Annotated in this window: 21 protein-coding genes; 11 read left to right on the top strand and 10 right to left on the bottom strand. The window is 49.8% G+C overall.

What is annotated here, in order from left to right; translation table 11 throughout:
* Positions 1–37: 37 nt before the first annotated feature.
* Both mobB and mobA read right to left on the bottom strand, forming a co-directional pair.
* Positions 38–544 carry a molybdopterin-guanine dinucleotide biosynthesis protein MobB gene (gene mobB / locus MUG06_RS21245; protein WP_243079958.1) on the bottom strand — a complete coding sequence of 169 codons (507 nt, stop codon included), beginning with the start codon at positions 542–544 and terminating at the stop codon, positions 38–40.
* 1 nt (position 545) lies between these two features.
* Positions 546–1,112 (bottom strand): molybdenum cofactor guanylyltransferase MobA, encoded by a 567-nt coding sequence (gene mobA, locus MUG06_RS21250; protein ID WP_215848115.1) that lies wholly within the window; start codon positions 1,110–1,112, stop codon positions 546–548.
* Positions 1,113–1,164: 52 nt separating this feature from the next.
* Between mobA and MUG06_RS21255 the strand changes: the two genes are divergently transcribed.
* The 4 genes from MUG06_RS21255 to polA all read left to right on the top strand — a co-directional run bounded on the left by MUG06_RS21255 (position 1,165) and on the right by polA (position 6,293).
* On the top strand, positions 1,165–1,440 hold the full coding sequence (locus MUG06_RS21255) for a YihD family protein (protein WP_215848116.1): 276 nt from the start codon (positions 1,165–1,167) through the stop codon (positions 1,438–1,440).
* Between the two features lie 43 nt (positions 1,441–1,483).
* The gene (locus tag MUG06_RS21260) at positions 1,484–2,470 is read left to right on the top strand and encodes a serine/threonine protein kinase (RefSeq protein WP_243079959.1); all 987 of its coding nucleotides are present in this window, start codon (positions 1,484–1,486) and stop codon (positions 2,468–2,470) included.
* Positions 2,471–2,496: 26 nt separating this feature from the next.
* Positions 2,497–3,126, top strand: a complete 630-nt coding sequence (gene dsbA / locus MUG06_RS21265) for a thiol:disulfide interchange protein DsbA (RefSeq protein WP_243079960.1) — start codon at positions 2,497–2,499, stop codon at positions 3,124–3,126.
* Positions 3,127–3,503: 377 nt separating this feature from the next.
* Positions 3,504–6,293, top strand: a complete 2,790-nt coding sequence (polA, locus tag MUG06_RS21270; protein WP_243079961.1) for a DNA polymerase I — start codon at positions 3,504–3,506, stop codon at positions 6,291–6,293.
* A 421-nt stretch (positions 6,294–6,714) separates the two neighbouring features.
* Here the strand turns inward: polA and yihA are convergent, their stop codons facing one another.
* The gene (gene yihA / locus MUG06_RS21275) at positions 6,715–7,362 is read right to left on the bottom strand and encodes a ribosome biogenesis GTP-binding protein YihA/YsxC (RefSeq protein WP_215848119.1); all 648 of its coding nucleotides are present in this window, start codon (positions 7,360–7,362) and stop codon (positions 6,715–6,717) included.
* A 552-nt stretch (positions 7,363–7,914) separates the two neighbouring features.
* On the opposite strand from yihA, the gene yihI reads away from it, so the two are divergent.
* Entirely contained in the window at positions 7,915–8,436 is a 522-nt protein-coding gene (yihI, locus tag MUG06_RS21280) for a Der GTPase-activating protein YihI (protein WP_243079962.1), read from the top strand.
* Positions 8,437–8,672: 236 nt separating this feature from the next.
* On the top strand, positions 8,673–10,046 hold the full coding sequence (hemN, locus tag MUG06_RS21285) for an oxygen-independent coproporphyrinogen III oxidase (protein WP_243079963.1): 1,374 nt from the start codon (positions 8,673–8,675) through the stop codon (positions 10,044–10,046).
* A 48-nt stretch (positions 10,047–10,094) separates the two neighbouring features.
* On the opposite strand, the gene glnG is transcribed toward hemN, so the two are convergent.
* The 3 genes from glnG to glnA all read right to left on the bottom strand — a co-directional run bounded on the left by glnG (position 10,095) and on the right by glnA (position 14,110).
* Positions 10,095–11,504, bottom strand: coding sequence for a nitrogen regulation protein NR(I) (gene glnG / locus MUG06_RS21290; protein ID WP_215848121.1), 1,410 nt, complete (start codon positions 11,502–11,504; stop codon positions 10,095–10,097).
* Positions 11,505–11,511: 7 nt separating this feature from the next.
* Positions 11,512–12,561 carry a nitrogen regulation protein NR(II) gene (glnL, locus tag MUG06_RS21295; protein ID WP_215848122.1) on the bottom strand — a complete coding sequence of 350 codons (1,050 nt, stop codon included), beginning with the start codon at positions 12,559–12,561 and terminating at the stop codon, positions 11,512–11,514.
* 139 nt (positions 12,562–12,700) lie between these two features.
* Positions 12,701–14,110 (bottom strand): glutamate--ammonia ligase, encoded by a 1,410-nt coding sequence (gene glnA, locus MUG06_RS21300; RefSeq protein ID WP_215848123.1) that lies wholly within the window; start codon positions 14,108–14,110, stop codon positions 12,701–12,703.
* A gap of 446 nt (positions 14,111–14,556) precedes the next feature.
* On the opposite strand from glnA, the gene typA reads away from it, so the two are divergent.
* From typA to fabY, 5 genes are all read left to right on the top strand, one after another.
* Entirely contained in the window at positions 14,557–16,380 is a 1,824-nt protein-coding gene (typA, locus tag MUG06_RS21305) for a ribosome-dependent GTPase TypA (protein ID WP_215848124.1), read from the top strand.
* A gap of 235 nt (positions 16,381–16,615) precedes the next feature.
* Positions 16,616–17,212: a glucose-1-phosphatase gene (yihX, locus tag MUG06_RS21310; protein ID WP_243079964.1), complete on the top strand. Its 597-nt coding sequence runs from the start codon at positions 16,616–16,618 to the stop codon at positions 17,210–17,212.
* A gap of 3 nt (positions 17,213–17,215) precedes the next feature.
* The gene (locus tag MUG06_RS21315) at positions 17,216–18,085 is read left to right on the top strand and encodes a virulence factor BrkB family protein (RefSeq protein WP_215848126.1); all 870 of its coding nucleotides are present in this window, start codon (positions 17,216–17,218) and stop codon (positions 18,083–18,085) included.
* The gene (gene dtd / locus MUG06_RS21320) at positions 18,082–18,519 is read left to right on the top strand and encodes a D-aminoacyl-tRNA deacylase (RefSeq protein ID WP_215848127.1); all 438 of its coding nucleotides are present in this window, start codon (positions 18,082–18,084) and stop codon (positions 18,517–18,519) included. The genes MUG06_RS21315 and dtd overlap by 4 nt, the downstream gene beginning before the upstream one ends.
* Positions 18,520–18,578: 59 nt before the next feature.
* Positions 18,579–19,526 (top strand): fatty acid biosynthesis protein FabY, encoded by a 948-nt coding sequence (gene fabY, locus MUG06_RS21325; RefSeq protein WP_215848128.1) that lies wholly within the window; start codon positions 18,579–18,581, stop codon positions 19,524–19,526.
* Positions 19,527–19,553: 27 nt separating this feature from the next.
* Here fabY and MUG06_RS21330 read toward each other — a convergent pair whose 3' ends face one another.
* From MUG06_RS21330 to trmH, 4 genes are all read right to left on the bottom strand, one after another.
* Positions 19,554–21,233 carry an AsmA family protein gene (locus tag MUG06_RS21330; RefSeq protein WP_243079965.1) on the bottom strand — a complete coding sequence of 560 codons (1,680 nt, stop codon included), beginning with the start codon at positions 21,231–21,233 and terminating at the stop codon, positions 19,554–19,556.
* Positions 21,234–21,351: 118 nt separating this feature from the next.
* Positions 21,352–22,725, bottom strand: a complete 1,374-nt coding sequence (locus tag MUG06_RS21335) for an NCS2 family protein (protein WP_243079966.1) — start codon at positions 22,723–22,725, stop codon at positions 21,352–21,354.
* A gap of 90 nt (positions 22,726–22,815) precedes the next feature.
* Entirely contained in the window at positions 22,816–24,894 is a 2,079-nt protein-coding gene (gene recG / locus MUG06_RS21340) for an ATP-dependent DNA helicase RecG (RefSeq protein WP_215848131.1), read from the bottom strand.
* Positions 24,891–25,586: a tRNA (guanosine(18)-2'-O)-methyltransferase TrmH gene (gene trmH, locus MUG06_RS21345; RefSeq protein ID WP_215848132.1), complete on the bottom strand. Its 696-nt coding sequence runs from the start codon at positions 25,584–25,586 to the stop codon at positions 24,891–24,893. Before trmH ends, recG begins: the two co-directional genes overlap by 4 nt.
* Between the last annotated feature and the right edge of the window lie 3 nt (positions 25,587–25,589).

Raw genomic sequence — 25,589 nt, forward strand, 5'->3', positions numbered from 1 at the left:
GTAAATACCGGCGCATCAGGCGCTAAATACCGCCGGCTCAGCGGCCGGCAAGCCAGCCGGCGATAAAGTCAGCCACCCGGTCAGGCCGGCTGATGTTCAGAAGGGGGACGTGAAGCGCCGGGCAGCCATCGCCGGCCACGGCAATAACGTGCCCGCCGGTTAAGGCCTCAGCGCTTTCCTCAGTACCCTCCCGCCATAAAACAATTTTAGGCACAGCTTCGTTTTTAAATCCCTCCACCAAAACTAAATCCAGCTTAGAAGTATCCATACGGCTTACTAAATAATTCAAATCGAACTCTTCTGTATCGGCGTTTTCACACATTAAAGCCCAACGTTGTGAGCTGGCGACGATGACTTGATCGGCCCCGGCCTTTCTTAGCACGTAGCTATCTTTGCCTGGCGTATCAATATCCACATCGTGATGGGTATGCTTGATTAAGCCAACACGGATGCCACGCTTTTTAAGCAAAGGAATAACTTTCTGTAGCAGTGTCGTTTTTCCTGTACCGCTCCAGGCGGCTATAGCAAGTATTTTCGCTGTCATATCAGAGTACTTTTAACAGATCCTCGGGCGTGTTTATGTTACGGAAAGCTGACTCATCATCGTTGAGCTGTATTGCATGGCCACCTTGTTCTGTCAAAAACTGCATTAAGCGACGCTGGCCTTGTTGTAAATAAATCTCGAGCGCATCTGCGACACATCGATGTATTAGCGCCAATGTAGGATGATCGCGTTCTCGTGAGCACACCCATACAGCGGGTGCATCACCTTTTTGCTGTAAGAGTTGATGCACATAATCGAGAGGAATTGCTGGCGTATCGCAAGAGCAGAATACCGCCCAGTCACCAGGAATCACGTTCAGCGCACTTAAAATGCCGCCCAATGGGCCTGGATAATCGGTAATAGCATCTTGTATGACTTGGCAGCCACTCAACTGATAACGATCAATGTTACGGTTGGCGCTAATCATGACAATGTCGACTTGCGGCTCAAGCCGCTGAAGAACATGCTGATAAAGCGGTATGCCATTGAGCAGCAATAGTCCTTTGTCCTGACCGCCCATACGGCGGCCTTGACCACCGGCCAAGATGACGCCGGTTAATGCTGACATAATCATGCCCTCGCTTTTAGCTTTCTGTTAATCACGTTGTGAGGATCCTAAGATGAAATGCCATCGACTGAATGAGTTAATTGAATTACTACAACCTGCCTGGCAAAAGGAACCCGATCTCAATCTGATACCATTTTTACAGAAACTCGCACAACAGTCTGGATACAGTGGCCCATTAAGTGAATTAACAGACGACGTATTGATTTACCATCTGAAAATGCGTGACTCCGCTCAAAGCGATGAGATTCCTGGGCTGAAAAAAGATTATGAAGTCGATTTTAAAACGGCATTACTGCGTGCCCGAGGTGTCATTAAAGATGGCGAGTAATGTATCCTTGCTGGCTAACAGCATGAGACTACATAGGTAAAAAATGAGCGAAGCCGCTTTCACATTCCAGACGCTGAATCCCGATGTGATCCTTGATGCGCTATGGGATACAGGGATTCGTGTCGAGTCAGGGCTGACAGCGCTAAATAGTTATGAGAATCGCGTTTATCAGTTTAGCGATGATGACAAACGCCGTTATGTGGCAAAGTTTTACCGTCCACAGCGCTGGAATGCAGAGCAAATTAATGAAGAGCATCAATTCGCTCTGGATTTGTTGGCTGATGAAGTTCCTGTTGCGGCTCCACTGATTCTGAATGAAAAAACGTTGCAGATGCATTCTGGTTTCTTTTTTGCCGTTTTTCCCAGTTTGGGCGGGCGCCAATATGAAACTGATAATGAAGATCAGATGGAATGGGTTGGCCGTTTTTTAGGGCGCATTCACCAAACGGGGCGTAAGGCGCTGTTTGAGCATCGGCCAACGATGGGCCTGGATGAGTATATCCATGAGCCTCGCCAAGTATTAGAACAGAGCAACTTAGTGCCTGCTAAGCTCAAAGCCAGCTTATTACAGGCAGTCGACAAGCTTGGCATCACTCTGCAGCAGCGCTGGCATAATGCATGGCAGCCGCTACGATTACACGGCGATTGCCATCCGGGTAATATTTTATGGCGCGATGGCCCACTGTTTGTCGATTTGGATGATGCCAGAAACGGTCCTGCTGTTCAGGATCTCTGGATGCTGATCAACGGCGATCGTCAGGAGCAGCGAATTCAATGGGATATTTTGCTAGAGGCATACAGTGAATTCAGCGACTTCGATATTAATGAATTGTCACTGATTGAGCCTTTACGCGCGATGCGCATGGTTTATTATTTGGCCTGGGTAGTGCGCCGTTGGCAGGATCCGGCTTTTCCACGCGCCTTTCCATGGATGACAGATGAAGATTTCTGGCGCAGACAGATTTCACTATTTACCGAGCAGGAAAAGTTGTTACAGGAACCTCCTCTACAGCTTACCCCGCAATTTTAATGAAGAAGTCAGGAGAGTTTTTCACGATGAAAAAGATTTGGTTTGCACTGATTGGTTTAGTGCTGGCGTTTAGCGCGTCTGCTGCACAATTTGATGATGGTAAACAGTATGTCAGTCTGCAGAAGCCGGTCGCAGGTGAACCTCAGGTGATGGAGTTTTTCTCTTTTTTCTGCCCACATTGCTACCAATTCGAACGCACTTACCACGTCAGTGATGCCGTGAAAAAGAACCTGCCCGAAAACGTAAAAGTGGTTAAATACCATGTTGATTTCCTGGGCGGCGATTTTGGTCCAGTTGTGACGCAGGCCTGGGCGGTTGCAATGGCATTGGGCGTTGAAAATAAAGTCACCGCACCTATTTTTGATGGCATTCAAAAAAGCCAAACCATCAATGATGCCGCTAGTTTGAAAGAGACTTTCGTTAAAGCGGCGGGTATCTCTTCTAACGAATATGATGCTGCATGGAACAGTTTTGCCGTTAAGGCATTGGTTGCTCAGCAGCAGAAAGCGGCAGCCGATGTTAATTTACAAGGCGTGCCGGCGATTTTCGTTAATGGCAAATACATGGTAAATAATGGCGGTTTGGATACTAGCTCAATGGATAACTTCGTAGCAGATTATGCCAACGTCGTAAAATTCTTGGTTGAGAAAAAGTAATACCTGCAATCTGCCAAAAAAAACGCCAGTTTAGCTGGCGTTTTTTATTTGTATTAAATTTATAAATGCACTACCCAATCTCCAGGGCATAATTTTAATATCCACACAAGGGATCACGTAATTAAAAACCTCGATCGGGTCACTGACTTTCTATAACTCAATGTATTAAAAGATATTACTCAGAAAGATAATTCTTTTGTTATGTAAATAATTAAACGTTATGATTTTTACGCACAAAGTTATCCACAGCATGATCGTTGCGATCCTCGCCTCATTTGCATTAAAAATGACGGTGATTTATCGCCATAATTCAACATTCTCGCCAAGCTGTGGCATCCTTATAGACCAATCCATGGCAACGAAGAATAGACAGACTTATGGCGCAAATAGCAGAAAATCCACTGATTCTGGTTGATGGCTCATCCTATCTTTATCGCGCGTATCACGCGTTTCCGCCGCTGACCAACAGCGCTGGCGAGCCGACTGGTGCCATGTATGGTGTGCTTAACATGCTTAAAAGCCTGTTAACTCAATACAATCCAAGTCATGTTGCTGTGGTCTTTGATGCCAAAGGCAAGACTTTTCGAGATGAACTGTTCGAACACTATAAATCTCATCGCCCACCGATGCCTGATGATCTGCGCGCGCAAATAGAGCCGTTACATGAAATGGTAAAGGCTATGGGTTTGCCTTTACTCGCGGTAAGTGGCGTTGAGGCAGATGACGTAATCGGTACGTTAGCGTTAGAAGCAGAGCAAAAAGGTCGCTCTGTTTTGATCAGTACGGGTGACAAAGATATGGCGCAGCTTGTCACACCCGCTATTACGCTAATCAACACCATGACTAACACGATCCTTGGCCCAGATGAGGTGGAACAAAAATATGGCGTACCACCTTCACTGATTATTGATTTCCTCGCCATGATGGGCGACAGCTCGGATAACATTCCGGGTGTACCGGGCGTGGGTGAAAAAACGGCACAAGCATTGCTGCAAGGCTTGGGCGGTATGCAGTCCATTTATGACAATTTGGATAAAGTTGCTGATTTGTCATTCCGCGGCGCCAAAACCATGGCGACAAAGCTGGAACAGAATCGTGACGTCGCATTCCTGTCTTATCAGCTGGCAACGATCAAAACCAATGTTGAACTGGAGTTGACGTGCGAGCAGCTAACCGTGAGCGAACCAGATGTCGCTGCACTGCAAACGCTGTTTAGCCGTTATGAATTCAAGCGTTGGTTAGCCGACTTACAAGATGGAAAGTGGCTACAAGGTAAAAAAAACAATCAGTCTGCTCAGAAGATCTTACCTGATGAACCGGCTGAGCAGCCGACCGAGACCGTCAGCGTGCTTTCTGCAGATGGCTACGTCACTATCCTTGATCAGCAGACATTTGATAGCTGGATTGAAAAACTGAGAAAAAGCGATGTTTTTGCGTTTGATTTAGAAACCGATTCGCTGGATACATTAAGTGCCAATATCGTCGGTATCAGTTTTGCTGTTGCGCCCGGTGAAGCCGCTTATCTTCCTGTCGCACATGATTACCTTGATGCGCCTGAGCAGCTTGATCGTAAAACGGTGCTGGCACAGCTCAAACCGCTGCTGGAAGACAGCACAGCCTTTAAAGTCGGTCAAAATTTAAAATATGACCGTGGGGTGCTGAAGAATTACGATATTGAGCTTGCAGGCATCAAGTTCGATACCATGCTGGAGTCATATATTCTCAACAGTGTGGTCGGCAAGCATGACATGGATAGCCTTTCTGCACGCTGGCTCAAACATAAAACGGTGACGTTCACAGAGATTGCCGGAAAAGGTAAAAATCAGCTCACATTTAACCAGATAGCGTTAGAACAGGCGGCGCATTATGCTGCTGAAGATGCTGACGTTACGCTGCAGTTGCATTTAAAAATGTGGCCAGAGCTAGAAAAAGAAGCAGGCCCGAAAAAAGTCTTCGAGCAGATTGAAATGCCTTTATTGACGGTAATTTCACGCATTGAGCGAAATGGCGTGTTGATCGATCAAAATATTCTGGCACAGCATTCTAAAGAACTTACCACGCGTTTGGCCGAGCTTGAATTAAAAGCGCACGAGTTGGCCGGTGAGCCGTTTAACCTTTCTTCCACCAAGCAGCTTCAGGTTATTCTGTTTGAAAAGCAGGGTATTAAGCCTACTAAGAAAACGCCTGGCGGTGCGCCATCGACCAGTGAAGAGGTGTTAGCCGAACTCGCATTAGATTATCCGCTGCCAAAAGTCATTTTGGAGCATCGTGGTTTATCTAAATTGAAGTCGACTTATACTGATAAACTGCCAATGATGATAAATCCTCTGAGCGGCCGCGTTCATACCTCTTATCATCAAGCCGTTACCGCAACCGGACGCCTGTCATCTACCGATCCTAATCTGCAAAACATTCCAGTGCGTAATGACGAAGGACGTCGTATTCGTCAGGCTTTTATTGCCGCTAAGGGAAACCGTATCGTTGCGGCTGACTACTCACAGATAGAACTGCGCATTATGGCGCATCTCTCCCAGGATAAAGGCCTGTTAGATGCCTTTGCCCAAGGAGAGGATATTCACCGCGCCACGGCATCAGAGGTGTTTGGTGTTGCGCTGAGCAAGGTAAGCGGTGAGCAGCGTCGCAGCGCAAAGGCGATTAACTTCGGTCTGATTTATGGCATGAGTGCGTTCGGGCTGTCGCGACAGTTGAACATTGGTGCAGGAGAAGCGAAAAGGTATATGGATTTATACTTTGAACGTTATCCAGGTGTGCTGCGTTATATGGAAAATACGCGACAGTTAGCCGCCGAAAAAGGCTATGTCGAAACGCTTGATGGGCGTCGACTGTGGCTGCCGGACATCACATCCAGTAACGCAATACGTCGTAAAGCTGCCGAACGTGCAGCGATTAACGCACCGATGCAAGGTACAGCTGCAGACATCATTAAGCGGGCGATGATTGCCGTAGATGGTTGGCTTGAGCAGCAGGATGACAACGCGGTGAAGATGATCATGCAGGTACACGATGAATTGGTGTTTGAAGTCAACGCAGATGCAATTGAGTCAGCAAGCCAGCAGATCCGTACATTAATGGAAGGCAGTATGAAATTAGATGTGCCGTTGCTGGTGGAAGTCGGCGTTGGTGATAACTGGGATCAGGCCCATTAAATTTGACTTTGGGCCTGTGAAGGCGCTCTTTTACAGGCCCGCTCAGAACTATAAGTAAATTGTTTACTTAATCGGTTCAGCCATACCTCTTTGAGCCTGAAAAAATATGCGTTCACTAACTCTTTAACGACTAAGCATTTTTTCGGTAATTAAACTACATCTAAGAATCATTTTTGTGACGCGCCAGGTAAAAAAACTGTCAAGTTATGAAAACCAGCTACAAAAAATCCTTTGTGGCGCAGAAAAAATCAGGTAAAGTTCGAGGCGTAGGGTACAGAGGTAAGATGTTCTATCTTTCAGACCTTTTACTTCACGTAATCGGATTTGGCTGAATTCTAGCCGCCCCAGTCATTATATGACTGGGGCGTTTTTTATTGGGCTTTGTCTGGAAGCGGCGCCCTGGCCGCTAATCATCTTCTACTTATTCTTCAGAATCACTCTCTGCATCTTCTTCTTCGCGCGCCGGTTCTAATTCATTAAACCAGCTGTCTAACTTGTGGCGTACTTTATCGACATTGATCTTCTTCAATGACGAAAACATCTCAACTTGCACATCGCCCATGAATGCTGCTGAAGCTTCACGAACTGCATTAAGCTGTGCTTTACGCGCGCCTGATGCCAATTTGTCGGCTTTGGTCAGTAATAGCAGTACTTCAATATTGCTTTCAACTGCCCATTGGATCATCTGTTGATCGAGATCTTTTAGCGGGTGACGAATATCCATCAAAATCACCAACCCTTTCAGCGCCTGACGTTTTTGCAGATATTCGCCCAGTGCACGTTGCCATTTCAACTTCATCTGCTCTGGTACTTCGGCATAGCCATAACCCGGTAAATCGACCAGACGTTTGCCTTCGCTCACCTCAAACAGGTTAATTAATTGCGTACGGCCTGGCGTTTTACTGGTGCGCGCCAAACTTTTTTGATTGGTTAACGTGTTGAGTGCGCTAGATTTACCGGCATTAGAGCGTCCAGCAAAGGCCACTTCAATACCGGTGTCAGATGGCAAATGACGGATGTCAGGGGCGCTAAGAATAAAGCGGGTAACGTGATAATTTAGTTCAGGCAAGATGACACTCCAAAAATACGTATTCGGGCAATGGCGCTGATTATACGCGTTATGGCGCGAAAGTGCTCAATGGCATCCTTTTAGGCTTTTTTGTAAGAGATTTGCCATTAAAAGTGGCAGTTATATCCTCTTTTATTTAATTTTTTAAAAAAATAAACCATTAAAATTCATCTATTTAAATAAAAATTATGGGTTTTCCATCGAAACTCAAGACAAGTCTGGCTTGAGGGTTTTACTAATTGGTCTACATTATTGTGCAGTGCATGGCAGCACCCATCAGGATGATGCGCTCAGGAATGTCATGAAGATGAAGAGCGATGGAGTGGAAATGGTCAGGGATTGGGACCGGACAAGGAAAAGGAGATGCTCAGGAGATGAGCTGGCGCGGGAATAACCGGGATGTTGCGAGCCAAAAAGGATTTAAAACATGATTCCTTCTTATGAAGGTGTGAAATAAGGCGACAGCTTAAGCTGTCGCCTTTTTTCTTTGTCTGCTTTCTGCTAGATTTCGCCGCAATTCTATACTGAATAAAAACGCTGAGATAAAACACTATGAAGCAACCTGCACGAGCTGCGAACGGCAAACCTGCCGCCAAGGCCAAACGCAAATCGCGTGAAGAAATAAACATTGAAGCACGTGACCGCAAGCGCGATAAAAAGCATCGCGGTCATGCGTCAGGCAGCCGTGCGAATCCCGAAACCAAGGGCAGCAAAAACGGCGGCTCAGGCACTACAGCTAAAGATCCGCGTATCGGGAGTAAGAAGCCGATCGCGTTAGGCGCTGAAGGTCAAACCGCACCGGCTAAAGTGAAAAAGGCGCCAACCAAACCTGCCGTTGAGAAAGTGCGTCTAACGCCTGAAGAAGAATTGGCGAAGCTGGAAAACGATCCCCGTTTGGATAATCTGCTTGATCGCCTTGAAGGCGGTGAAACCCTCTCTGCTGAAGATCAAGGTTGGTTAGACGCAGCGCTTGATCGTATCGATGAGCTGATGGAGCAGTTAGGCATCGCCATGGATGACGAGGAAGACGAGCAAGCCGAAGAAGATATGTATCGTCTGCTGAAAGGCAACTAAGCTTTTTGACCGGCATGTGTGTTTGCGCATGCCGGGCTTAACAGGTAAACACGAATGTTTTGGCCTGGATCAATTTTCGCGCTGTTACTTACATGTTATCTACTTTGGTTATTGATTAAACTACGACGCCTGTCGCGTCTGAAGCATCGTATAAGTCGGGTTTCATCATCCCGCTCACCTTTCTCCTCTTCTGCATCGCGACCTTCTCTTAGACGACGTCACCGGAAGGAATAAGTATGTCATCGCAGCAGATCGAGTGGGATCAGGCGTTAATTGAAAAGTACAATTACGCCGGTCCACGCTATACCTCGTATCCCACCGCGCTCGAGTTCAGCGAAAACTATGCAGAAGATGATTTCCAACGAGCGGTAGCGCGTTACCCCGATCGCCCTTTATCTCTCTATATCCACATTCCGTTTTGTCATCGCCTCTGTTATTTCTGCGGCTGCAATAAAATTGTGACGCGCCAGTTGCATAAAGCCGATCGCTATTTGGATGTGTTAGAGCAAGAAATTCGCCAACGTTCGCCTTTTTTTCGCCAGCGTCGAGTGACTCAGCTTCACTGGGGCGGCGGCACGCCGACTTTCCTGAATAAAGCGCAAATTACCCGTTTGGTCACCTTGCTGAAGCAGCATTTTGACGTGGCGGCAGACGTGGAAATGTCGATCGAGATTGACCCACGTGAAATCGAATTAGATATGATCGATCACCTGCGTACGCTGGGCTTTAATCGCCTGAGTATGGGCGTACAGGATTTTAATAAAGCCGTTCAGGAGCGCGTTAATCGCGTGCAGGATGAAAATGTCATTTTTGGTTTGATGGAAAGAGCCCGCCAGCAAGGCTTTAGCTCAACCAGCATCGATTTAATTTATGGTTTGCCACTGCAAACGCCAGAAAGCTTCGCCTTTACTTTAAAGCGCGTTACTGAGCTCAATCCCGATCGCCTCAGCGTCTTTAATTATGCGCATATGCCTACGCTATTTGCTGCTCAACGCAAAATCAAAGAGGAGGAGCTGCCTTCGGCCTCGCAGAAGCTTGTTATCCTTCATGAGACCATCGCTACGCTAACGCAGCAGGGTTATCAGTTCATCGGTATGGATCATTTCGCAAAGCCGCAGGATGAGCTTGCAGTGGCTCAGCGTGCAGGCCTGCTTCATCGTAATTTCCAGGGTTATACCACGCAGGGCGATAGCGACTTGCTTGGGCTGGGTGTGTCGGCAATTAGCATGATCGGTGACAGCTATGCGCAAAATCAAAAAGCGCTCAATGTGTGGTATGAAAGCGTGGGCAGCACGGGTAATGGCTTATGGCGAGGTCTAACGTTGAGCCAGGACGACTGTTTACGTCGCGACGTGATAAAAATGCTGATATGCAATTTTTCTTTGGATTTTAAAGCGGTAGAAGCGCAATGGAATATACACTTTAACGACTATTTCGCTGAGGATTTAACGCTATTGAAACCATTGATTGCGGATGGGCTGGTGGAGCATAGCGCGACAGGGCTACAGGTTACGGGAGTGGGGCGTTTACTCATTCGGAATATCTGTATGTGCTTTGATGTTTATCTGCGCCAAAAGGCGCGTCAGCAGCAATTTTCGCGCGTTATCTAAAGTAAACGGCTGAAGCACAAGCAATGCTCCAGCCGTTCATCTCAACACTTATTCCATGCCGAGCTCTTTTAGCTTGCGAGTCAAGGTATTACGTCCCCAGCCCAACAAACGTGCCGCTTCCTGCTTATGGCCCTGCGTATGTCGCAGCGCAGTAGTCAGCAGCGTGCGCTCCATCTCCGGCTGTGCTTCTGACAACAAGTTTTGATGACCGGAACGTAAAGCGCGATCGGCCCACTGTGCCAGCAACGTTGCCCAGCTATCAGGCAGTGATTGCACTGGATTTTCTGGTGTGTTCGATTCAAACAGCTCTGAAGGCAGATCCTGAATCAGTACTTCCTGGCCAGCCGCCATCACCGTTAGCCAGCGACAGGTATTTTCCAACTGGCGTACGTTACCGGACCAGTGAAGGCGCGTTAATGCTGTCTCGGTTTCAGGATGCAAAATTTTCGCTTCGACACCCAGTTCTCGCGCAGCAACCTGCAGGAAATAACGCGCCAGACGAGGAATATCCTCGCGACGCTCGCGCAGCGGTGGCAAATGTACCCGGATGACATTCAGACGGTGGAATAAATCCTCACGGAACTTGCCTTCCTGTACTCGCAGCTCAAGGTTCTGATGCGTAGCAGCAATGATGCGAACATCGACCTTTACAGGCGCATAGCCGCCAACACGATAAAACTGGCCATCAGCTAAAACGCGTAGCAAGCGGGTTTGCACATCTAAAGGCATATCACCGATTTCATCTAAAAATAGTGTGCCGCCGTCGGCCTGCTCGAAACGGCCCTGCCGAATCTGATTCGCTCCAGTAAAGGCGCCTTTTTCATGACCAAACAGCTCGGATTCAATCAAATCCTTGGGAATGGCAGCCATATTCAGGGCAATAAATGGCGATTTTGCCCGTGGGCTATGACGATGCAGCGCGTGCGCCACTAACTCTTTACCGGTACCCGATTCACCATTGATCAGTACGCTGATTGACGAGCGCGACAGGCGGCCAATGATACGGAATACATCCTGCATGGCAGGCGCTTCACCGATAATATCGGTTGTTGGCCCGCTAACTGGCTGATTACGCGGCTGCTGCTGTTCCTGATAATGACTGATAGCACGCTCAACCAGCGCGACCGCTTCATCAATATCGAAAGGTTTCGGCAGGTAATCAAACGCACCTTGCTGGTAAGCACTGACCGCAGCATCTAAATCAGAATGCGCCGTCATGATAATCACGGGCAACATCGGATGACGCTGTTTAATCTGTTTTAGCAGCGCCAGCCCATCCATACCCGGCATGCGAATATCTGACAATAAAACATCTGGGGTTTTAGTCGAAAGTGCATCTAGCACCTCGCTTGCGCTGTCAAAAGTGGCGCAGTTTAAACCGGCTCCAGTGAGCGCGCGTTCAAGCACCCAGCGGATGGAGCTATCGTCATCGACGATCCAGACTATCCCTCGTTGCATAGAAACCTCACTGGCGAATAGGCAAGTAAACCGAGAATTCGGTGTGACCAGGCCAACTGTTAAATTCTATTTTTCCTGAATGCTGATCGATCAAGCTGCGTGCGATTGAAAGGCCTAAACCGGTGCCGCCTTCACGCCCGCTGACCATCGGATAGAACAGCGTATCTTGCAGTTGAGCTGGAATACCCGGGCCGTCATCCTCTATATCGATGCGCGCCACCAGGCGATATCGCGTGCCATGCAGCGTTAACTGAAACGCCGTGCGGGTACGAATAATGATTGTGCCGCCTTCTTCACCCAACGCCTGAAGGGCGTTGCGTACTACGTTCAGCAGAACCTGCTCAATTTGATCCGGGTCATGCGGCAATTCCGGCAAGCTGGGGTCATAATCGCGCACCAGCGAGACGTTGTCAGGCAGCTCCATCGACACCAAATTCACCACGCGCTCAGCGACTTGATGAATACTTTGAGTGATGTGCATGCCAGGCTGCTGCGGCCCTAACAGGCGATCCACCAGGTTTCGCAACCGGTCCGCCTGCTCAATAATAACTTTGGTGTATTCGTTCAGCGACGGATCGGGCAGCGCACGTGATAACAATTGCGCAGCACCGCGTAACCCTCCCAGCGGATTTTTAATTTCATGTGCCAGACCACGAACCAAATCGCGCGCTGCAACCTGCTGGGCGTGCTGTAACTGTTCCTGACTAAGACGACGTTGGTTATCCATCGGCGCCATTTCCATCAGGATAAAACCATCAGGCAAGCGTTGCGCCGTCAGTGACATAATGTGCGCGCGGCCATCCACAACCAGCGTCACTTCACTGTCGGTAAATCCCTGGCCAGCCTCAAGACTTTCACGCATCACCTCAACATTCAGCGAAAAGTAGCCGGTTAATTCAGGTAACGGCGTGCCGAACAATTTACGTGAGCTTTGCGCCAGTAATTGCTGCGCCGCCGGGTTGGCGTAATGAATAACCAAATCGTTATCCACCAACAAAATACTGTTGATTAATGAATTGAGAATCTGCCCTGCATCGGGCAGAGAGCCAGTTGCCATACAGCGTTCCTTTGCACTAAGTGAGTGCATTGTAGTATTTAAGCCGAATTTCAGGCGAATGAACGATGGATTCGCGGAGAAAAAAGCCCATCCGAAGATGGGCTAAAAATTTCCACGGCAACATAAAACCTAAAACTGATTAAACGCTGTAGTAAAGCTCGAACTCTACCGGGTGCGGAGTCATGCGAACGCGGTCGTCTTCAGCTTTACGCAGGGTGATGTAGGCATCGATGGTTTCGTCAGTGAACACGCCGCCACGGGTCAGGAACTCGCGGTCTTCGTTCAGTGCGTTCAGCGCTTCTTCCAGTGAGCCAGCCACTTTTGGAATCTCAGCTTCTTCTTCCGGCGGCAGGTCATACAGGTTTTTGTCCATCGCGTCGCCAGGATGGATCTTGTTGATGATGCCGTCAAGGCCAGCCATCAGCAGAGCAGTAAACGCCAGATATGGGTTTGCCGCTGGATCCGGGAAGCGCGCTTCAATACGACGTGCTTTCGGGCTAGCAACAACTGGGATACGGATTGATGCAGAACGGTTACGCGCGGAGTAAGCCAGCATAACCGGTGCTTCATAACCCGGGACCAAACGCTTGTAAGAGTTGGTAGTCGGGTTAGCTAAGGCGTTGATTGCTTTAGCGTGCTTGATAATACCGCCGATGTAGAACAGCGCCATTTCAGACAGGCCGCCGTACTTGTCGCCAGAGAACAGGTTCTCGCCACCTTTAGACAGTGACATATGGCAGTGCATACCAGAACCGTTGTCGCCAAACATTGGCTTCGGCATGAAGGTCGCAGTTTTACCGTATGCATGTGCAACGTTGTGCACAACATATTTGTAGATCTGAATTTCGTCAGCTTTTTTGGTCATGGTGTTGAAGCGGGTTGCCACTTCGTTCTGACCAGCGGTAGCCACTTCGTGGTGATGCGCTTCTACTACCAGACCCATTTGTTCCATGGTCAGACACATGGCAGAACGGATGTCCTGAGCTGAGTCAACAGGTGGAACGGGGAAGTAGCCGCCTTTCAGACCTGGACGGTGACCTTTGTTGCCGCCTTCGTACTCTTTACCGGTGTTCCAGGCTGCTTCGATATCGTCGATAGCAACGTGTGAGCCGGAAGTAGAAGAACCGAAACGGATGTCATCAAACAGGAAGAATTCTGGTTCTGGTCCGAACAGCACGGTGTCCGCGATGCCAGAAGAGCGCAGGAAATCTTCAGCGCGCTTTGCGATTGAACGTGGATCACGATCGTAGCCCTGCATGGTGCCTGGCTCGAGAATGTCGCAACGGATGATCAGCGTAGAATCTTCGAAGAACGGATCCATTACCGCCGTGGTTGCGTCAGGCATCAGCACCATGTCTGATTCGTTAATGCCTTTCCAGCCACCGATGGAGGAGCCATCGAACATTTTGCCTTCTTCGAAGAAGTCAGCGTTAACCTGGTGAGCAGGGATAGTAACGTGCTGTTCTTTACCTTTAGTATCGGTAAAACGCAGGTCAACAAACTTAACTTCATTCTCGTTCATCATCGAGAGAACGTGTTCAGCGGACATACTCAACTCTCCTGGAAATGGTCATTGTCTACATGGTGAGAGAACTTCGTTGCCTGGAATGCGTCTCTTATTACAACCATTCCTAACCAACTGAATCTCGGCAAGCTCTTCAACCGTTGTCTAACTGTCGTTTTCGCTTGATTAATATAAAGCGAATTCTGTGCCAACTTTCTGTCATCGTGCTAAATAGCGCTATAATGCGCTCTCTTATCTCTCTTGCGCTGCACCAGGATGGATGCCTTGCACCAAGATTGTGCTTTTCACGCAAATATCAGCACCAATTTGGTGCGTCACGCCAACTTAGTGCATTTTCTGCACCGAGAACAGTGCGAATTTCCTTCAATGCAATAAACTTTCAGTGAAAAGTGTGATCATGTTCAGTCTTCCGCTTAATCCGTGTACAATAGCGCGCTATTTCTATTTCTATAAATGCCTGAGGCAAAGCTGTGATCGAAAATTTGCGTAACATCGCCATCATCGCGCACGTTGACCATGGAAAGACCACCCTGGTTGACAAACTGCTGCAACAATCCGGTACCTTCGATGCCCGTACCGAAGCTACTGAGCGCGTGATGGACTCCAATGACCTGGAGAAAGAGCGTGGGATTACCATCCTCGCAAAAAACACCGCCATTAAGTGGAATGACTACCGTATCAACATCGTTGATACCCCAGGACACGCCGACTTCGGTGGTGAAGTTGAGCGCGTCATGTCCATGGTGGATTCGGTGCTGCTGGTTGTAGATGCGATGGATGGCCCTATGCCGCAAACCCGCTTCGTGACCAAAAAAGCGTTCGCGCATGGTCTGAAGCCGATTGTGGTTATCAACAAAATTGACCGTCCTGGCGCACGTCCAGATTGGGTTGTTGATCAGGTATTTGACCTGTTCGTTAACCTTGATGCGACCGACGAACAGCTCGACTTCCCTATCATTTACGCTTCTGCGCTGAATGGTATCGCGGGTCTGGAACACACTGACATGGCGGACGACATGACCCCGCTGTATCAGGCAATTGTTGACCACGTTTCTCCGCCACAGGTTGAAGCTGACGCGCCACTGCAGATGCAGATTTCGCAGTTGGACTACAACAACTATCTGGGCGTTATCGGCATCGGCCGCATCAAGCGCGGTAAAGTTAAGCCGAACCAGCAAGTGACTATCATTGATAGCGAAGGCAAAACCCGTAACGGTAAAGTCGGTAAAGTGCTGGGCCACTTGGGTCTGGAACGTATCGATACTGATATGGCAGAAGCGGGCGACATCATCGCGATCACCGGTCTGGGCGAGCTGAACATCTCTGACACTATTTGCGACACGCAAAATGTTGAAGCGTTGCCAGCCCTGAGCGTTGATGAGCCAACCGTAACCATGTTCTTTAACGTCAACACCTCACCGTTCTGCGGTAAAGAAGGTAAGTACGTGACTTCACGTCAGATCCTTGAGCGTCTGAACAAAGAACTGGTTCACAACGTTGCGCTGCGTGTTGAAGAAACCGAAGATGCTGATGCGTTCCGCGTATCAGGTCGTGGTGAACTTCACCTTTCTGTACTGATTGAAAACATGCGTCGTGAAGGTTTCGAACTGGCGGTATCCCGTCCGAAAGTTATCTTCCGTGAAATCGATGGCCGCAAACAAGAGCCATTCGAAAACGTTACGTTGGATATCGAAGAGAATAACCAAGGCTCAGTAATGCAAGCCATGGGTGAGCGTAAAGGCGATCTGAAAAACATGGATCCGGATGGTAAAGGCCGCGTACGTCTCGACTACGTGATCCCAAGCCGTGGCTTGATTGGCTTCCGTAACGAATTCATGACCATGACTTCCGGTACCGGCCTGCTGTACTCCACCTTCAGCCATTATGACGATATTCGTCAGGGCGAAGTGGGCCAGCGCCAGAACGGCGTGCTGATCTCTAACGGCCAAGGCAAAGCAGTTGCGTTTGCATTGTTCAGCCTGCAGGATCGCGGCAAATTGTTCCTGGGTCACGGTGCAGAAGTATATGAAGGCCAGATCATCGGTATTCACAGCCGTTCTAACGACCTGACTGTTAACTGTCTGACCGGTAAGAAGCTGACCAACATGCGTGCTTCTGGTACTGACGAAGCGACAACTCTGGTTCCGCCAATCAAGATGACTCTTGAGCAGGCGATCGAGTTCATCGATGATGACGAACTGGTAGAAGTGACGCCGCAGTCAGTACGTATCCGTAAACGTCACCTGACTGAGAACGACCGTAAGCGTGCTTCACGCGGTAGCAAAGACGTTTAATCTGTCTGTTACAGTCGTTTAATAATGAGCCCCGCAATGCGGGGCTTTTTTTTGCCTGCCATATTCTGATTTTGGTGTGATTTTAACTTCTCCGGCTAAATGACCCCGCCCGCGTAGCACCAGCCTGTCGCTTTCTTGCGGCAGCTTCCACTTCGTAGCTTTCTCTTCGCTGTTGCCTGTTCAGCCTCGGCTTTTGCCGCTAGAGTGAATAATCCAGGGAATAGAAGGAGGCACCATGCTGTACATATTTGATTTAGGTAATGTGATCATCGATATCGACTTCAACCGCGTATTAGGCGTCTGGAGCGATCTGAGTCGAGTACCGCTGGCATCTTTGCAAAGCCATTTCCATATGGATGAGGAGTTTGAACAACACGAACGCGGCGAAATCAGCGATGAAACATTTGCGGCTGCACTGTGTGAAAAACTGGACATTGCCCTGAGCTATGAGCAGTTTACGGCAGGCTGGCAGGCAGTCTTTGTCGGCGTACGTTCTGATACCTTGGCGTTGATGCATAAACTGCGAGCCGAAGGCCATCGCGTGGTGATTTTGTCTAATACCAATAAGCTGCATTATGCCTTCTGGCCAACGCAATATCCTGAAGTTCAACAAGCAGCAGACAAACTTTACCAGTCGCAGGATCTGGGCATGCGCAAGCCAGAAGCTCGCATCTATCAGCATGTATTGAATACTGAAGGTGTTAGCGCCGATCACGCGGTGTTCTTTGATGACAACGAGCAAAATATTGAAGCGGCACGTGCGTTAGGCATTGAAAGCGTATTAGTCACTGACAACAAAACTGTGCCCAACTGGTTTGCGAGCCAGCACTAAACCATGATGTTGCGAAGATACCGTCCTAAGCTACATGCCTTCTGGTTGTGGCTCAAACTGCTGTGGAAACGCATTAACGACGACAACATGACAACACAGGCAGGTAATCTGGCTTACGTCTCGTTGTTGGCTTTGGTACCGCTGATTGCCGTGGTCTTTGCCTTATTTGCTGCCTTTCCGGTGTTCTCTGACGTCAGCGTGCAGCTGAAAAGCTTTATCTTCAACAACTTTATGCCTGCCGCAGGCAACACGCTGCAACGTTATCTTGAACAATTTGTGGCTAATGTGAATCGCATGACGGCGGTAGGTGCGGTGGGGTTAATTGTTACCGCACTGCTACTGATGCATACGGTTGATGCCGCGCTCAATGACATCTGGCGCAGTGATAAAAAGCGCCCGCTGGTTTACTCATTCGCCGTATATTGGATGATTTTAACGCTGGGGCCGCTGTTGGCCGGGGCCAGCCTGGCGATCAGCTCGTATTTGTTGTCGCTACGCTGGATAAATGCCACAGGCGTGACCAGTTTGATTGATCAGATGCTGCGTATCTTTCCCCTGCTGTTGTCGTGGCTCGCTTTTTGGTTGTTATACAGCATTGTTCCAACCAAACGTGTGCCGCCACGCGATGCGCTAATTGGTGCCTTAATTGCCGGTGCGCTTTTTGAGTTGGGTAAAAAGGGCTTTGCGCTGTATGTTACGATGTTCCCTTCATACCAGTTAATTTATGGCGTGCTAGCCGTCATCCCTATCCTGTTTTTGTGGGTTTACTGGACGTGGTGCATTGTCTTATTAGGTGCTGAAATCACCGCCACGTTGGATGACTATCGCCAGTTAAAACAACAAGAAAGAGAATTAAAACGAGAGGAACCATGATTGCATTGATTCAACGCGTGCAACACGCCAGCGTCAGCGTCGATCACAGCGTGATAGGGGAAATTGGCGCAGGTCTATTGATTCTTCTGGGCGTGGAAAAAGGGGATGAAGAGAAGCATGCGGAGCGTCTCGCAGAACGTGTATTGGGCTATCGCATTTTCAGCGACGAGCAGGGCAAAATGAACCTGAGCGTTAAACAAGCGGGCGGCAGCGTGCTGGTAGTCTCGCAGTTCACGCTAGCGGCTGATACACAAAAAGGCATGCGACCGTCGTTTTCAGGTAGTGCGGAGCCTGTAGAAGCGGAACGCCTTTATCACTATTTCAGCGACTGCTGTCGCAAGCAGGAAGTCATTACAGCAAATGGCCGCTTTGCTGCTGATATGCAAGTCGCGCTGGTGAATGATGGTCCTGTAACGTTTTGGTTGCAGGTGTGAGGTCGTTAGCCGAGCGGCAAGGGAACAGCCACGCAAGCTCCGAACGAGAGAATCACTTTATGTATCATCTTCGCGTGCCACAGACGGCGGAGGAGCTGGATATTTATTATCAGTTCCGCTGGGAAATGTTGCGAAAACCGCTGCGTCAGCCGCAGGGTTCGGAACGAGATGCATGGGATGCGTTAGCGCATCATCAAATGGTAGTAGACGAGCAGGGCAATCCCGTTGCCATCGGCAGGCTGTATATCAATGCTGATAACGAAGCCGCTATTCGCTTTCTGGCTGTTCATCCCTCGGTACAAGGCAAAGGCTTAGGTACGCTGGTAGCGATGACGCTGGAATCGGTTGCCCGCCAGGAAGGTGTAAAGCGTGTTACCTGTAGCGCCCGTGAAGATGCCGTGGCGTTTTTTGCCAAGCTGGGGTATGTCAATCAAGGCGAAATTACTGCGCCGCAAACCACGCCGGTACGTCACTTTTTGATGATCAAACCGGTGGTCACGCTGGATGATATCCTGCATCGCGCCGATTGGTGCGGCCAGCTCCAGCAGGCGTGGTACGAGAATATCCCGCTTAGCGAGAAGATGGGCGTTCGCATTCTGCAATACACCGGACAGAAGTTCATCACGACCATGCCGGAAACTGGTAATCAGAACCCACACCATACTTTATTTGCGGGCAGTTTATTCTCGCTGGCAACGCTGACCGGCTGGGGTTTAATCTGGCTGCTGCTCCGTGAGCGCCATTTGGGCGGCACGATTATCCTCGCGGATGCACATATACGCTACAGTCGGCCTATTAGTGGACGCCCCGGCGCTATCGCCGATCTCGGCTCATTAAGTGGCGATCTCGATCGTCTGGCACGTGGGCGTAAAGCGCGCGTGCAGCTGGAGGTAGAATTATTTGGTGATGATGAGTGTGGCGCGGTATTTGAAGGCGTCTACATTGTGCTGCCCGCCGATCCTGACGGGCCGCTGGAAGAGGGCGGTTCAGGCGCCCGAATCAACTAATTCAAAGGGCCGAATTTCGGCCCTTTGTTATTTTACCTGACCAGCCTGCATGCTCTGCTGCAATTGCTGGTTATCGGTTGTCACCGAAAGATTACCGTTTACGGTGGGGCGTAAAGGTTCATTAGCCTTTAATGCCGCGTTGAGCTGCAACTGCAAATTGCTGTCCCCGGTTAGTGAAAGCGCAGGCCATCCCCAGTTCTGTAAAACGTTTACCGGAACTGCGCGTCCGGTGAGATTAAGCGTTAAAGGACGATCTGCTTGCTGTCCCACGCCAGCGGTGCCTTCTAGCAAACCCTTATTATTAAAGGCGCTCATTTCTGTCACTTGAATCTGCTGATCGTTAGCCGTTAAAGCAATGGAAGGATGACGTAAATCGGTGCGGTTAAACGTGGCTTCAGCGGCATTCAGGTTCACCTTACCAGACCAGAATCCCCATTGATGTTGACGCGCCAGCAGCACATTTTCTCCATTACCGTCCAATGAAGTCATCTGGAAGGGGAAGGCCGGATTAATATCGATGATCAGGTTGCGATTAGAGGTAAAACGCGTCACTAAAATAGAGTCTAGCCAGTCCGGTAATGCAGTCTGCCAGCGCACTCGCCAATTTTCCGGCAAGGTATATTCCAATCCGGCCACAGCCAAATTATCCAGCGTGAGGCGTTTATCACTGCGTGACCAATTGCCGTCAGCTCGTATCACGCCGTTGGCCCAGCGAGAACTAAACTGGTTCAGCGTAATGCCTTGCGGCGAAAAATCGACGTTAACAATGGGATCATTCAACTCAAAACGACCATTGATAAAGTTACCCGCATTCATCGCCAGCGAACCATCCTGACTCTGCCAGTCGTTGCCTTGCCAGTTAAGATTTTTCAGCGTCAGATCGAGATCGGTAACTGCCCAATCCGGGCCTTGTAGACGCGCATCGGTCATATCCAGACGAGTAATCGAAATTGACGGTACGTTTTGGAACGGGCGCAAAAAATCACCCAGATTGCTGGCGGTTTGCAGACGAATATCATTCAGGCGGAGCTGATTAATCTTCCAGTTGCCTTGCGCATCGCGTTCACCGTTACCTGTCATGGAGCCGCGGGCCAAATCAGCGCCAATATTGCTGAACAGCATACGTCCTTGCGTTACGCTACCCTGAATCAGTACGTTGTCGCCGGGTACACCGTTTAACGACATTGTGCCTGCACTCATTTGGAACTGCGCATCGCGGCCAAGCATATCGCTGGCGGTTGGTTTCCACGGTACTATGCCGCCGTTAACCTGTTGAGCGAACAGAGGCAATGCGTTATTCGGGCTATCAACACGCATATTGTTCAACTGCAGGCGATTAGCCTGAACCGGCAGTGCGCTGGTTGGCGTCAGGTTTGCCAGATTAATTTCGCCGTCACGTAATTCAATGCTGCTGAAATGCAGCGGATCGCTGAACTGTACTAACGCTAAACCCAAATCAACACGTTTTGCGACCAATACCGCAGGCTGGCCATCATGACCAAAACTGAAATTATCGAGTGTGATATGAGAAGGGGCAGAGAAATTGTGCTCTATCTTACTCAGGGAGAGATGCCAGTCAGTTTTGTCACTCACCCAACGGCTAAACCAACCTGCACCCCATTGCGTTTGCAGCATGACATAAATAAAGACCAGGCCGAGCAGCAGCAGCAGCACTAAGGTGAGAAAAAACTTTCCTAAAAATTTCATTGCATCCATCCCGAGTTAAATCCGGTCAGAGGTTGTTATGCCTGAAATACCGTTACAGCTCAACCGCCTGGATGTAAATCCGAATAAATAGCAGGCAGGCCGAAGCCTGCCTAAAGAATTACTTTTCTTGAGGGAAGATCAGGTTTAAGACGATAGCGGTGATGCCGCCTGCCGCGATGCCAGAAGAAAGCAGCGTTTTCAACCAGTCAGGCGCAAATTGCAGGATCAGCGGCTGCTGAGAAACACCCAAGCCAACAGCCAGCGACAGCGCAATAATCATGATGGCACGACGATTCAGCGGTTCGCGCGAAACAATGCGCACACCAGACGCCGCGATAGTCCCAAACATGACGATCGTCGCTCCGCCCAGTACAGGTTCTGGAATATGCTGCACAAAACCGCTCACTGCTGGAAACAGGCCAAGGACGATCAGCATCAGGGCGACGACAAATCCTACGTAACGGCTGGCAACACCGGTTAACTGAATCACACCGTTGTTTTGACCAAAGCAGGAGTTCGGGAATGTGTTGAAGAGTGCCGAAACAAAAGAATTCAAACCATTTGCCAGCACGCCGCCTTTAAGACGCTTCATATAAAGCGGGCCGCTTACCGGTTGTTCAGAAACGTCAGATGTCGCAGTAATATCGCCAATCGTCTCCAGTGATGTCACCATAAAAACCAACATCAGCGGAATCAGCAGGTTCCAGTCAAAGCCCAGGCCGTAATAAAGTGGCATCGGGATGGCAACCAGCGGCTGATCGCTGGAAGCAGAGGTTTGTGGCAGCATATCCAACGACCAGGCAAGCAGATAACCCACTGCCATAGCAATCACCAACGAAGCAACGCGTAGATAAGCATTTTTCTGACGATTAAGCAGGATAATCACTAACAGCACAGCGCCTGCCAGCAACAAGTTTTTCGGTGCGCCAAAACTGTGATCGTTCATCGCCGCAAAGCCGCCGCCAATGGAGGTCAAACCCACCTGAATCAGCGAAAGACCGATAATCATCACGACAATGCCAGAGACCAGCGGTGTAATAATGCGACGCGCCAGATGCAATACGCGCGACAGCACCATTTCAGTACAAGATGCTACCATTAACGTGCCGAACAGCGCTGCCATCATAGTTGGCACATCGGCCCCGCCGTTTTTAAGCGCCATTCCACCCATAATCAGCGGCGTCACAAAGTTGAAACTGGTGCCCTGAATCGATAACAGACCAGAGCCCACGGGGCCCCAGGTTTTTATCTGCAGGATTGAAGCTACACCCGAGGCAAAAAGCGACATGCTAATGATGTGCTGCGTATCATGCGCGGGCAGGCCGAGCGCCTGGCAAATCAGCAGTGCAGGTGTAATTACCGCAACGAACATGGCCAGCAGATGCTGACAGGCGGCAAACAGGGTTTGCGGCAGCGGCGGACGATCTTCAAGACGGTAAATGAGTTCACTATGACTGACGGAAGGTTGGCTTTGCTGCGGATTGCTGGACATCTTTTGCTGTTCCCAGAAAAATAGTGTGGCGATTGTAATCATCCGCGAGACAAAAGCAATCGTTTGCCCAATGGTGATAAAAAACGCCGGTTAGACGTTGGTATAACGGACATTTTCCGGTAGCCAGCGTTCAATCAAGGCGCTGGCCTGTTCGGGATAGTGCTGGTGGATGTGGCGTGCGACGCGCTGCACTTCTGGTACCATCGCCTGGTCGCGCAAAAGGTCCGCAACTTTGAATTCAGCATTGCCAGTTTGGCGTGTTCCTAATAACTCGCCAGGCCCACGTATTTCTAAATCGAACTGCGCGATGACAAAGCCATCATTGCTGTCGCGCAGCACCTGCAACCGCTTCTGCGCGGTTTTGCTGAGTGGTGCTTTATAGAGCAATACGCAATGTGACGCGACTGCACCTCGCCCAACGCGCCCGCGCAGCTGATGAAGCTGCGCCAAACCCAGGCGCTCAGGGTTTTCGATAATCATCAGACTGGCATTAGGCACGTCAACGCCAACTTCAATAACGGTGGTGGCTACCAGTAATTGCAGCTCATTAGCCTTGAAGGCCTGCATAACTGCCTGCTTCTCTGCCGGTTTCATGCGACCATGAACCAGCCCAATATTCAAATCAGGCAATGCATTTTTTAAGGCTTCCCAACTCGCTTCCGCCGCTTGCGCTTCCAGCAACTCTGACTCTTCAATTAGCGTACAAACCCAATATGCCTGACGGCCTTCTCGGCAAGCATGCTCAACGCGCGTCATGATTTCATCACGGCGACTATCGGGGATAGCGACTGTGGTGACTGGCGTGCGGCCTGGCGGCAGTTCATCGATAGTCGACGTATCAAGATCGGCATACGCGGTCATCGCGAGAGTGCGGGGAATGGGCGTGGCAGTCATGATTAACTGATGCGGATGGAAACCTTGCTCTTCGCCTTTTTCCCAGAGCGCCAGGCGTTGATGTACACCAAAGCGATGTTGCTCATCAATAATCACCAAGGCCAGGCCGTTGAACTGTACCTGTTCCTGAAACAATGCATGCGTGCCAACCACCATTGCGACATCGCCATTAGCGATAGCATCTTGCTGTGCCTGGCGTGCTTTGCCTTTTTGTTTTCCGGCTAACCAACCCACCTCAATACCCAGCGGCGCAAACCACTGCCGGAAATTGGCCGCGTGCTGCTCAGCCAGCAGTTCAGTCGGCGCCATGAGTGCAACCTGTTTGCCATGCGCAATAACGTTTAGTGCAGACAATGCCGCAACCAGCGTTTTACCAGAACCGACATCACCTTGTACTAAACGCATCATCGGGAAATCGTTGGCTAAATCTTTTTCAATCTCTTGCACTACCCTTTTTTGCGCGTTGGTCGGCGAGAAAGGCAGCGCTGCCAGCAATTGCTCGCTGAGGTTATGACGTGCCGGCATCGGTAAAGCGTAATAGCGCTGTGCGCCAGCGCGAACGGCCAACATGCTGAGATTGTGTGCTAAAAGCTCTTCAAGAATCAGTCGACGTTGAGCCGGATGACGCCCGCTCTCCAGTTCGCTTAATTTTAAATCGGGTGGTGGACGGTGCAATGTGCGCAGTGCATCCGGCAGGCTGATCAGTCCGCCGCTTAATTCTTGCGGAAGTAGCTCAGCAATTGGGCAGCTTTCCAGCAGTGTCAGCGCTTGATCGGTCAGGTTACGTAGAGTCGCCTGGCGAATGCCTTCCGTGGTGGGATAAACCGGCGTTAGCGTCTCTTCCAGCGCCACATTGCTGTGTTCGCCCTGAATACGGTATTCAGGATGGATGATTTCAGCGCCACGCTGGCCGCGTTTGATTTCGCCGTATGCAGTAACGCGACGGCCTGGCGCAAGGCCATTTTTCATCCCAGCGTTAAAGTTGAAGAACCTCAACGTCAGCACGCCGCTGCCATCACTGATTTGGCACACCATCATACGGCGACGACCAAAAGTGATTTCAGAATGCAACACTTCGCCTTCTACCGTGGCCCAAATGCCGGGCAGCAAATCATCAATGGCGTAAAGTTGGGTGCGGTCTTCGTAGCGTAGCGGCAGATGCAGCAGTAAGTCTTGAATGGTGTGCAGGTCAATTTTGGCAAGTTTCGCTGCCTGACTGGCGCCGACGCCGGTCAGGGTACTGAGCGGGATGGCATCCAGCAGGCGGCCTTTCATTTTTTACCTTTGGCTTGCATGGTGGCCCACCAATCAGCATCGGCTTCCACTTCGCCTTGCGTATTGATGTGCGGATAGGGCAAGCCTTTTTGATTAGCCACGCGGGCCAGCACCGGATAACCACCTTCAAACAGCAAACGTTGCTGCTCTGCTTCATCCAGCAAGCTGTAGTCGCGTTGATAAAGGCCAGCGTTTTGACGTTGACGCTGTGCTTCATAAAGGATCAGTGCGGAGGCAACCGAAACGTTCAATGACTGCACCATGCCAACCATAGGAATAATAATGTCCTGATCGGCCAGCGCGAGCGCTTCTTCGGTGATGCCGGTTTTTTCCTGACCCATCAGAATACAGGTGGGTTTGGTGTAATCAATTTCACGAAAGTCTACGGCGCTGTCAGAAAGATGCGTCGCAAGGACCTGCATTTTTTGGTCTTTCAGGTGCTTTACCGCTTCGCGAATGTTGCGATGTGTGACCACTTTGACCCAGCTATTACTGCCTGCCGAAGCGGAAACTTGAGTTCGCATACGTTGACTTGGCCAAACGGCGTGGACTTCATGAATGCCGACGGCATCAGCGGTACGAATCACCGCAGAGACGTTATGCGGCTTGTGCACCTGTTCCATGCAGACGGTAAGATCGTGCTGGCGCAAGGCCAGCATCTCTTGAATACGCGCAAATCTTTGATCGTTCATGGA

This window comes from Pantoea sp. MQR6 (assembly GCF_022761075.1).
Lineage (GTDB): Bacteria > Pseudomonadota > Gammaproteobacteria > Enterobacterales > Enterobacteriaceae > Pantoea > Pantoea phytostimulans.

Excerpts from the sequence above, each read along its gene's own strand:
- MUG06_RS21260 (WP_243079959.1), top strand. The coding sequence starts at position 1,484 with ATGAGCGAAGCCGCTTTCACATTCCAGACGCTGAATCCCGATGTGATC.
- dtd (WP_215848127.1), top strand. The coding sequence starts at position 18,082 with ATGATTGCATTGATTCAACGCGTGCAACACGCCAGCGTCAGCGTCGAT.
- MUG06_RS21255 (WP_215848116.1), top strand. The coding sequence starts at position 1,165 with ATGAAATGCCATCGACTGAATGAGTTAATTGAATTACTACAACCTGCC.
- glnG (WP_215848121.1), bottom strand. The coding sequence starts at position 11,504 with ATGCAACGAGGGATAGTCTGGATCGTCGATGACGATAGCTCCATCCGC.
- MUG06_RS21315 (WP_215848126.1), top strand. The coding sequence starts at position 17,216 with ATGATGTTGCGAAGATACCGTCCTAAGCTACATGCCTTCTGGTTGTGG.
- mobA (WP_215848115.1), bottom strand. The coding sequence starts at position 1,112 with ATGTCAGCATTAACCGGCGTCATCTTGGCCGGTGGTCAAGGCCGCCGT.
- MUG06_RS21330 (WP_243079965.1), bottom strand. The coding sequence starts at position 21,233 with ATGAAATTTTTAGGAAAGTTTTTTCTCACCTTAGTGCTGCTGCTGCTG.
- trmH (WP_215848132.1), bottom strand. The coding sequence starts at position 25,586 with ATGAACGATCAAAGATTTGCGCGTATTCAAGAGATGCTGGCCTTGCGC.
- yihI (WP_243079962.1), top strand. The coding sequence starts at position 7,915 with ATGAAGCAACCTGCACGAGCTGCGAACGGCAAACCTGCCGCCAAGGCC.
- polA (WP_243079961.1), top strand. The coding sequence starts at position 3,504 with ATGGCGCAAATAGCAGAAAATCCACTGATTCTGGTTGATGGCTCATCC.
- dsbA (WP_243079960.1), top strand. The coding sequence starts at position 2,497 with ATGAAAAAGATTTGGTTTGCACTGATTGGTTTAGTGCTGGCGTTTAGC.
- fabY (WP_215848128.1), top strand. The coding sequence starts at position 18,579 with ATGTATCATCTTCGCGTGCCACAGACGGCGGAGGAGCTGGATATTTAT.
- mobB (WP_243079958.1), bottom strand. The coding sequence starts at position 544 with ATGACAGCGAAAATACTTGCTATAGCCGCCTGGAGCGGTACAGGAAAA.
- glnA (WP_215848123.1), bottom strand. The coding sequence starts at position 14,110 with ATGTCCGCTGAACACGTTCTCTCGATGATGAACGAGAATGAAGTTAAG.
- MUG06_RS21335 (WP_243079966.1), bottom strand. The coding sequence starts at position 22,725 with ATGTCCAGCAATCCGCAGCAAAGCCAACCTTCCGTCAGTCATAGTGAA.
- recG (WP_215848131.1), bottom strand. The coding sequence starts at position 24,894 with ATGAAAGGCCGCCTGCTGGATGCCATCCCGCTCAGTACCCTGACCGGC.
- yihX (WP_243079964.1), top strand. The coding sequence starts at position 16,616 with ATGCTGTACATATTTGATTTAGGTAATGTGATCATCGATATCGACTTC.
- glnL (WP_215848122.1), bottom strand. The coding sequence starts at position 12,561 with ATGGCAACTGGCTCTCTGCCCGATGCAGGGCAGATTCTCAATTCATTA.
- hemN (WP_243079963.1), top strand. The coding sequence starts at position 8,673 with ATGTCATCGCAGCAGATCGAGTGGGATCAGGCGTTAATTGAAAAGTAC.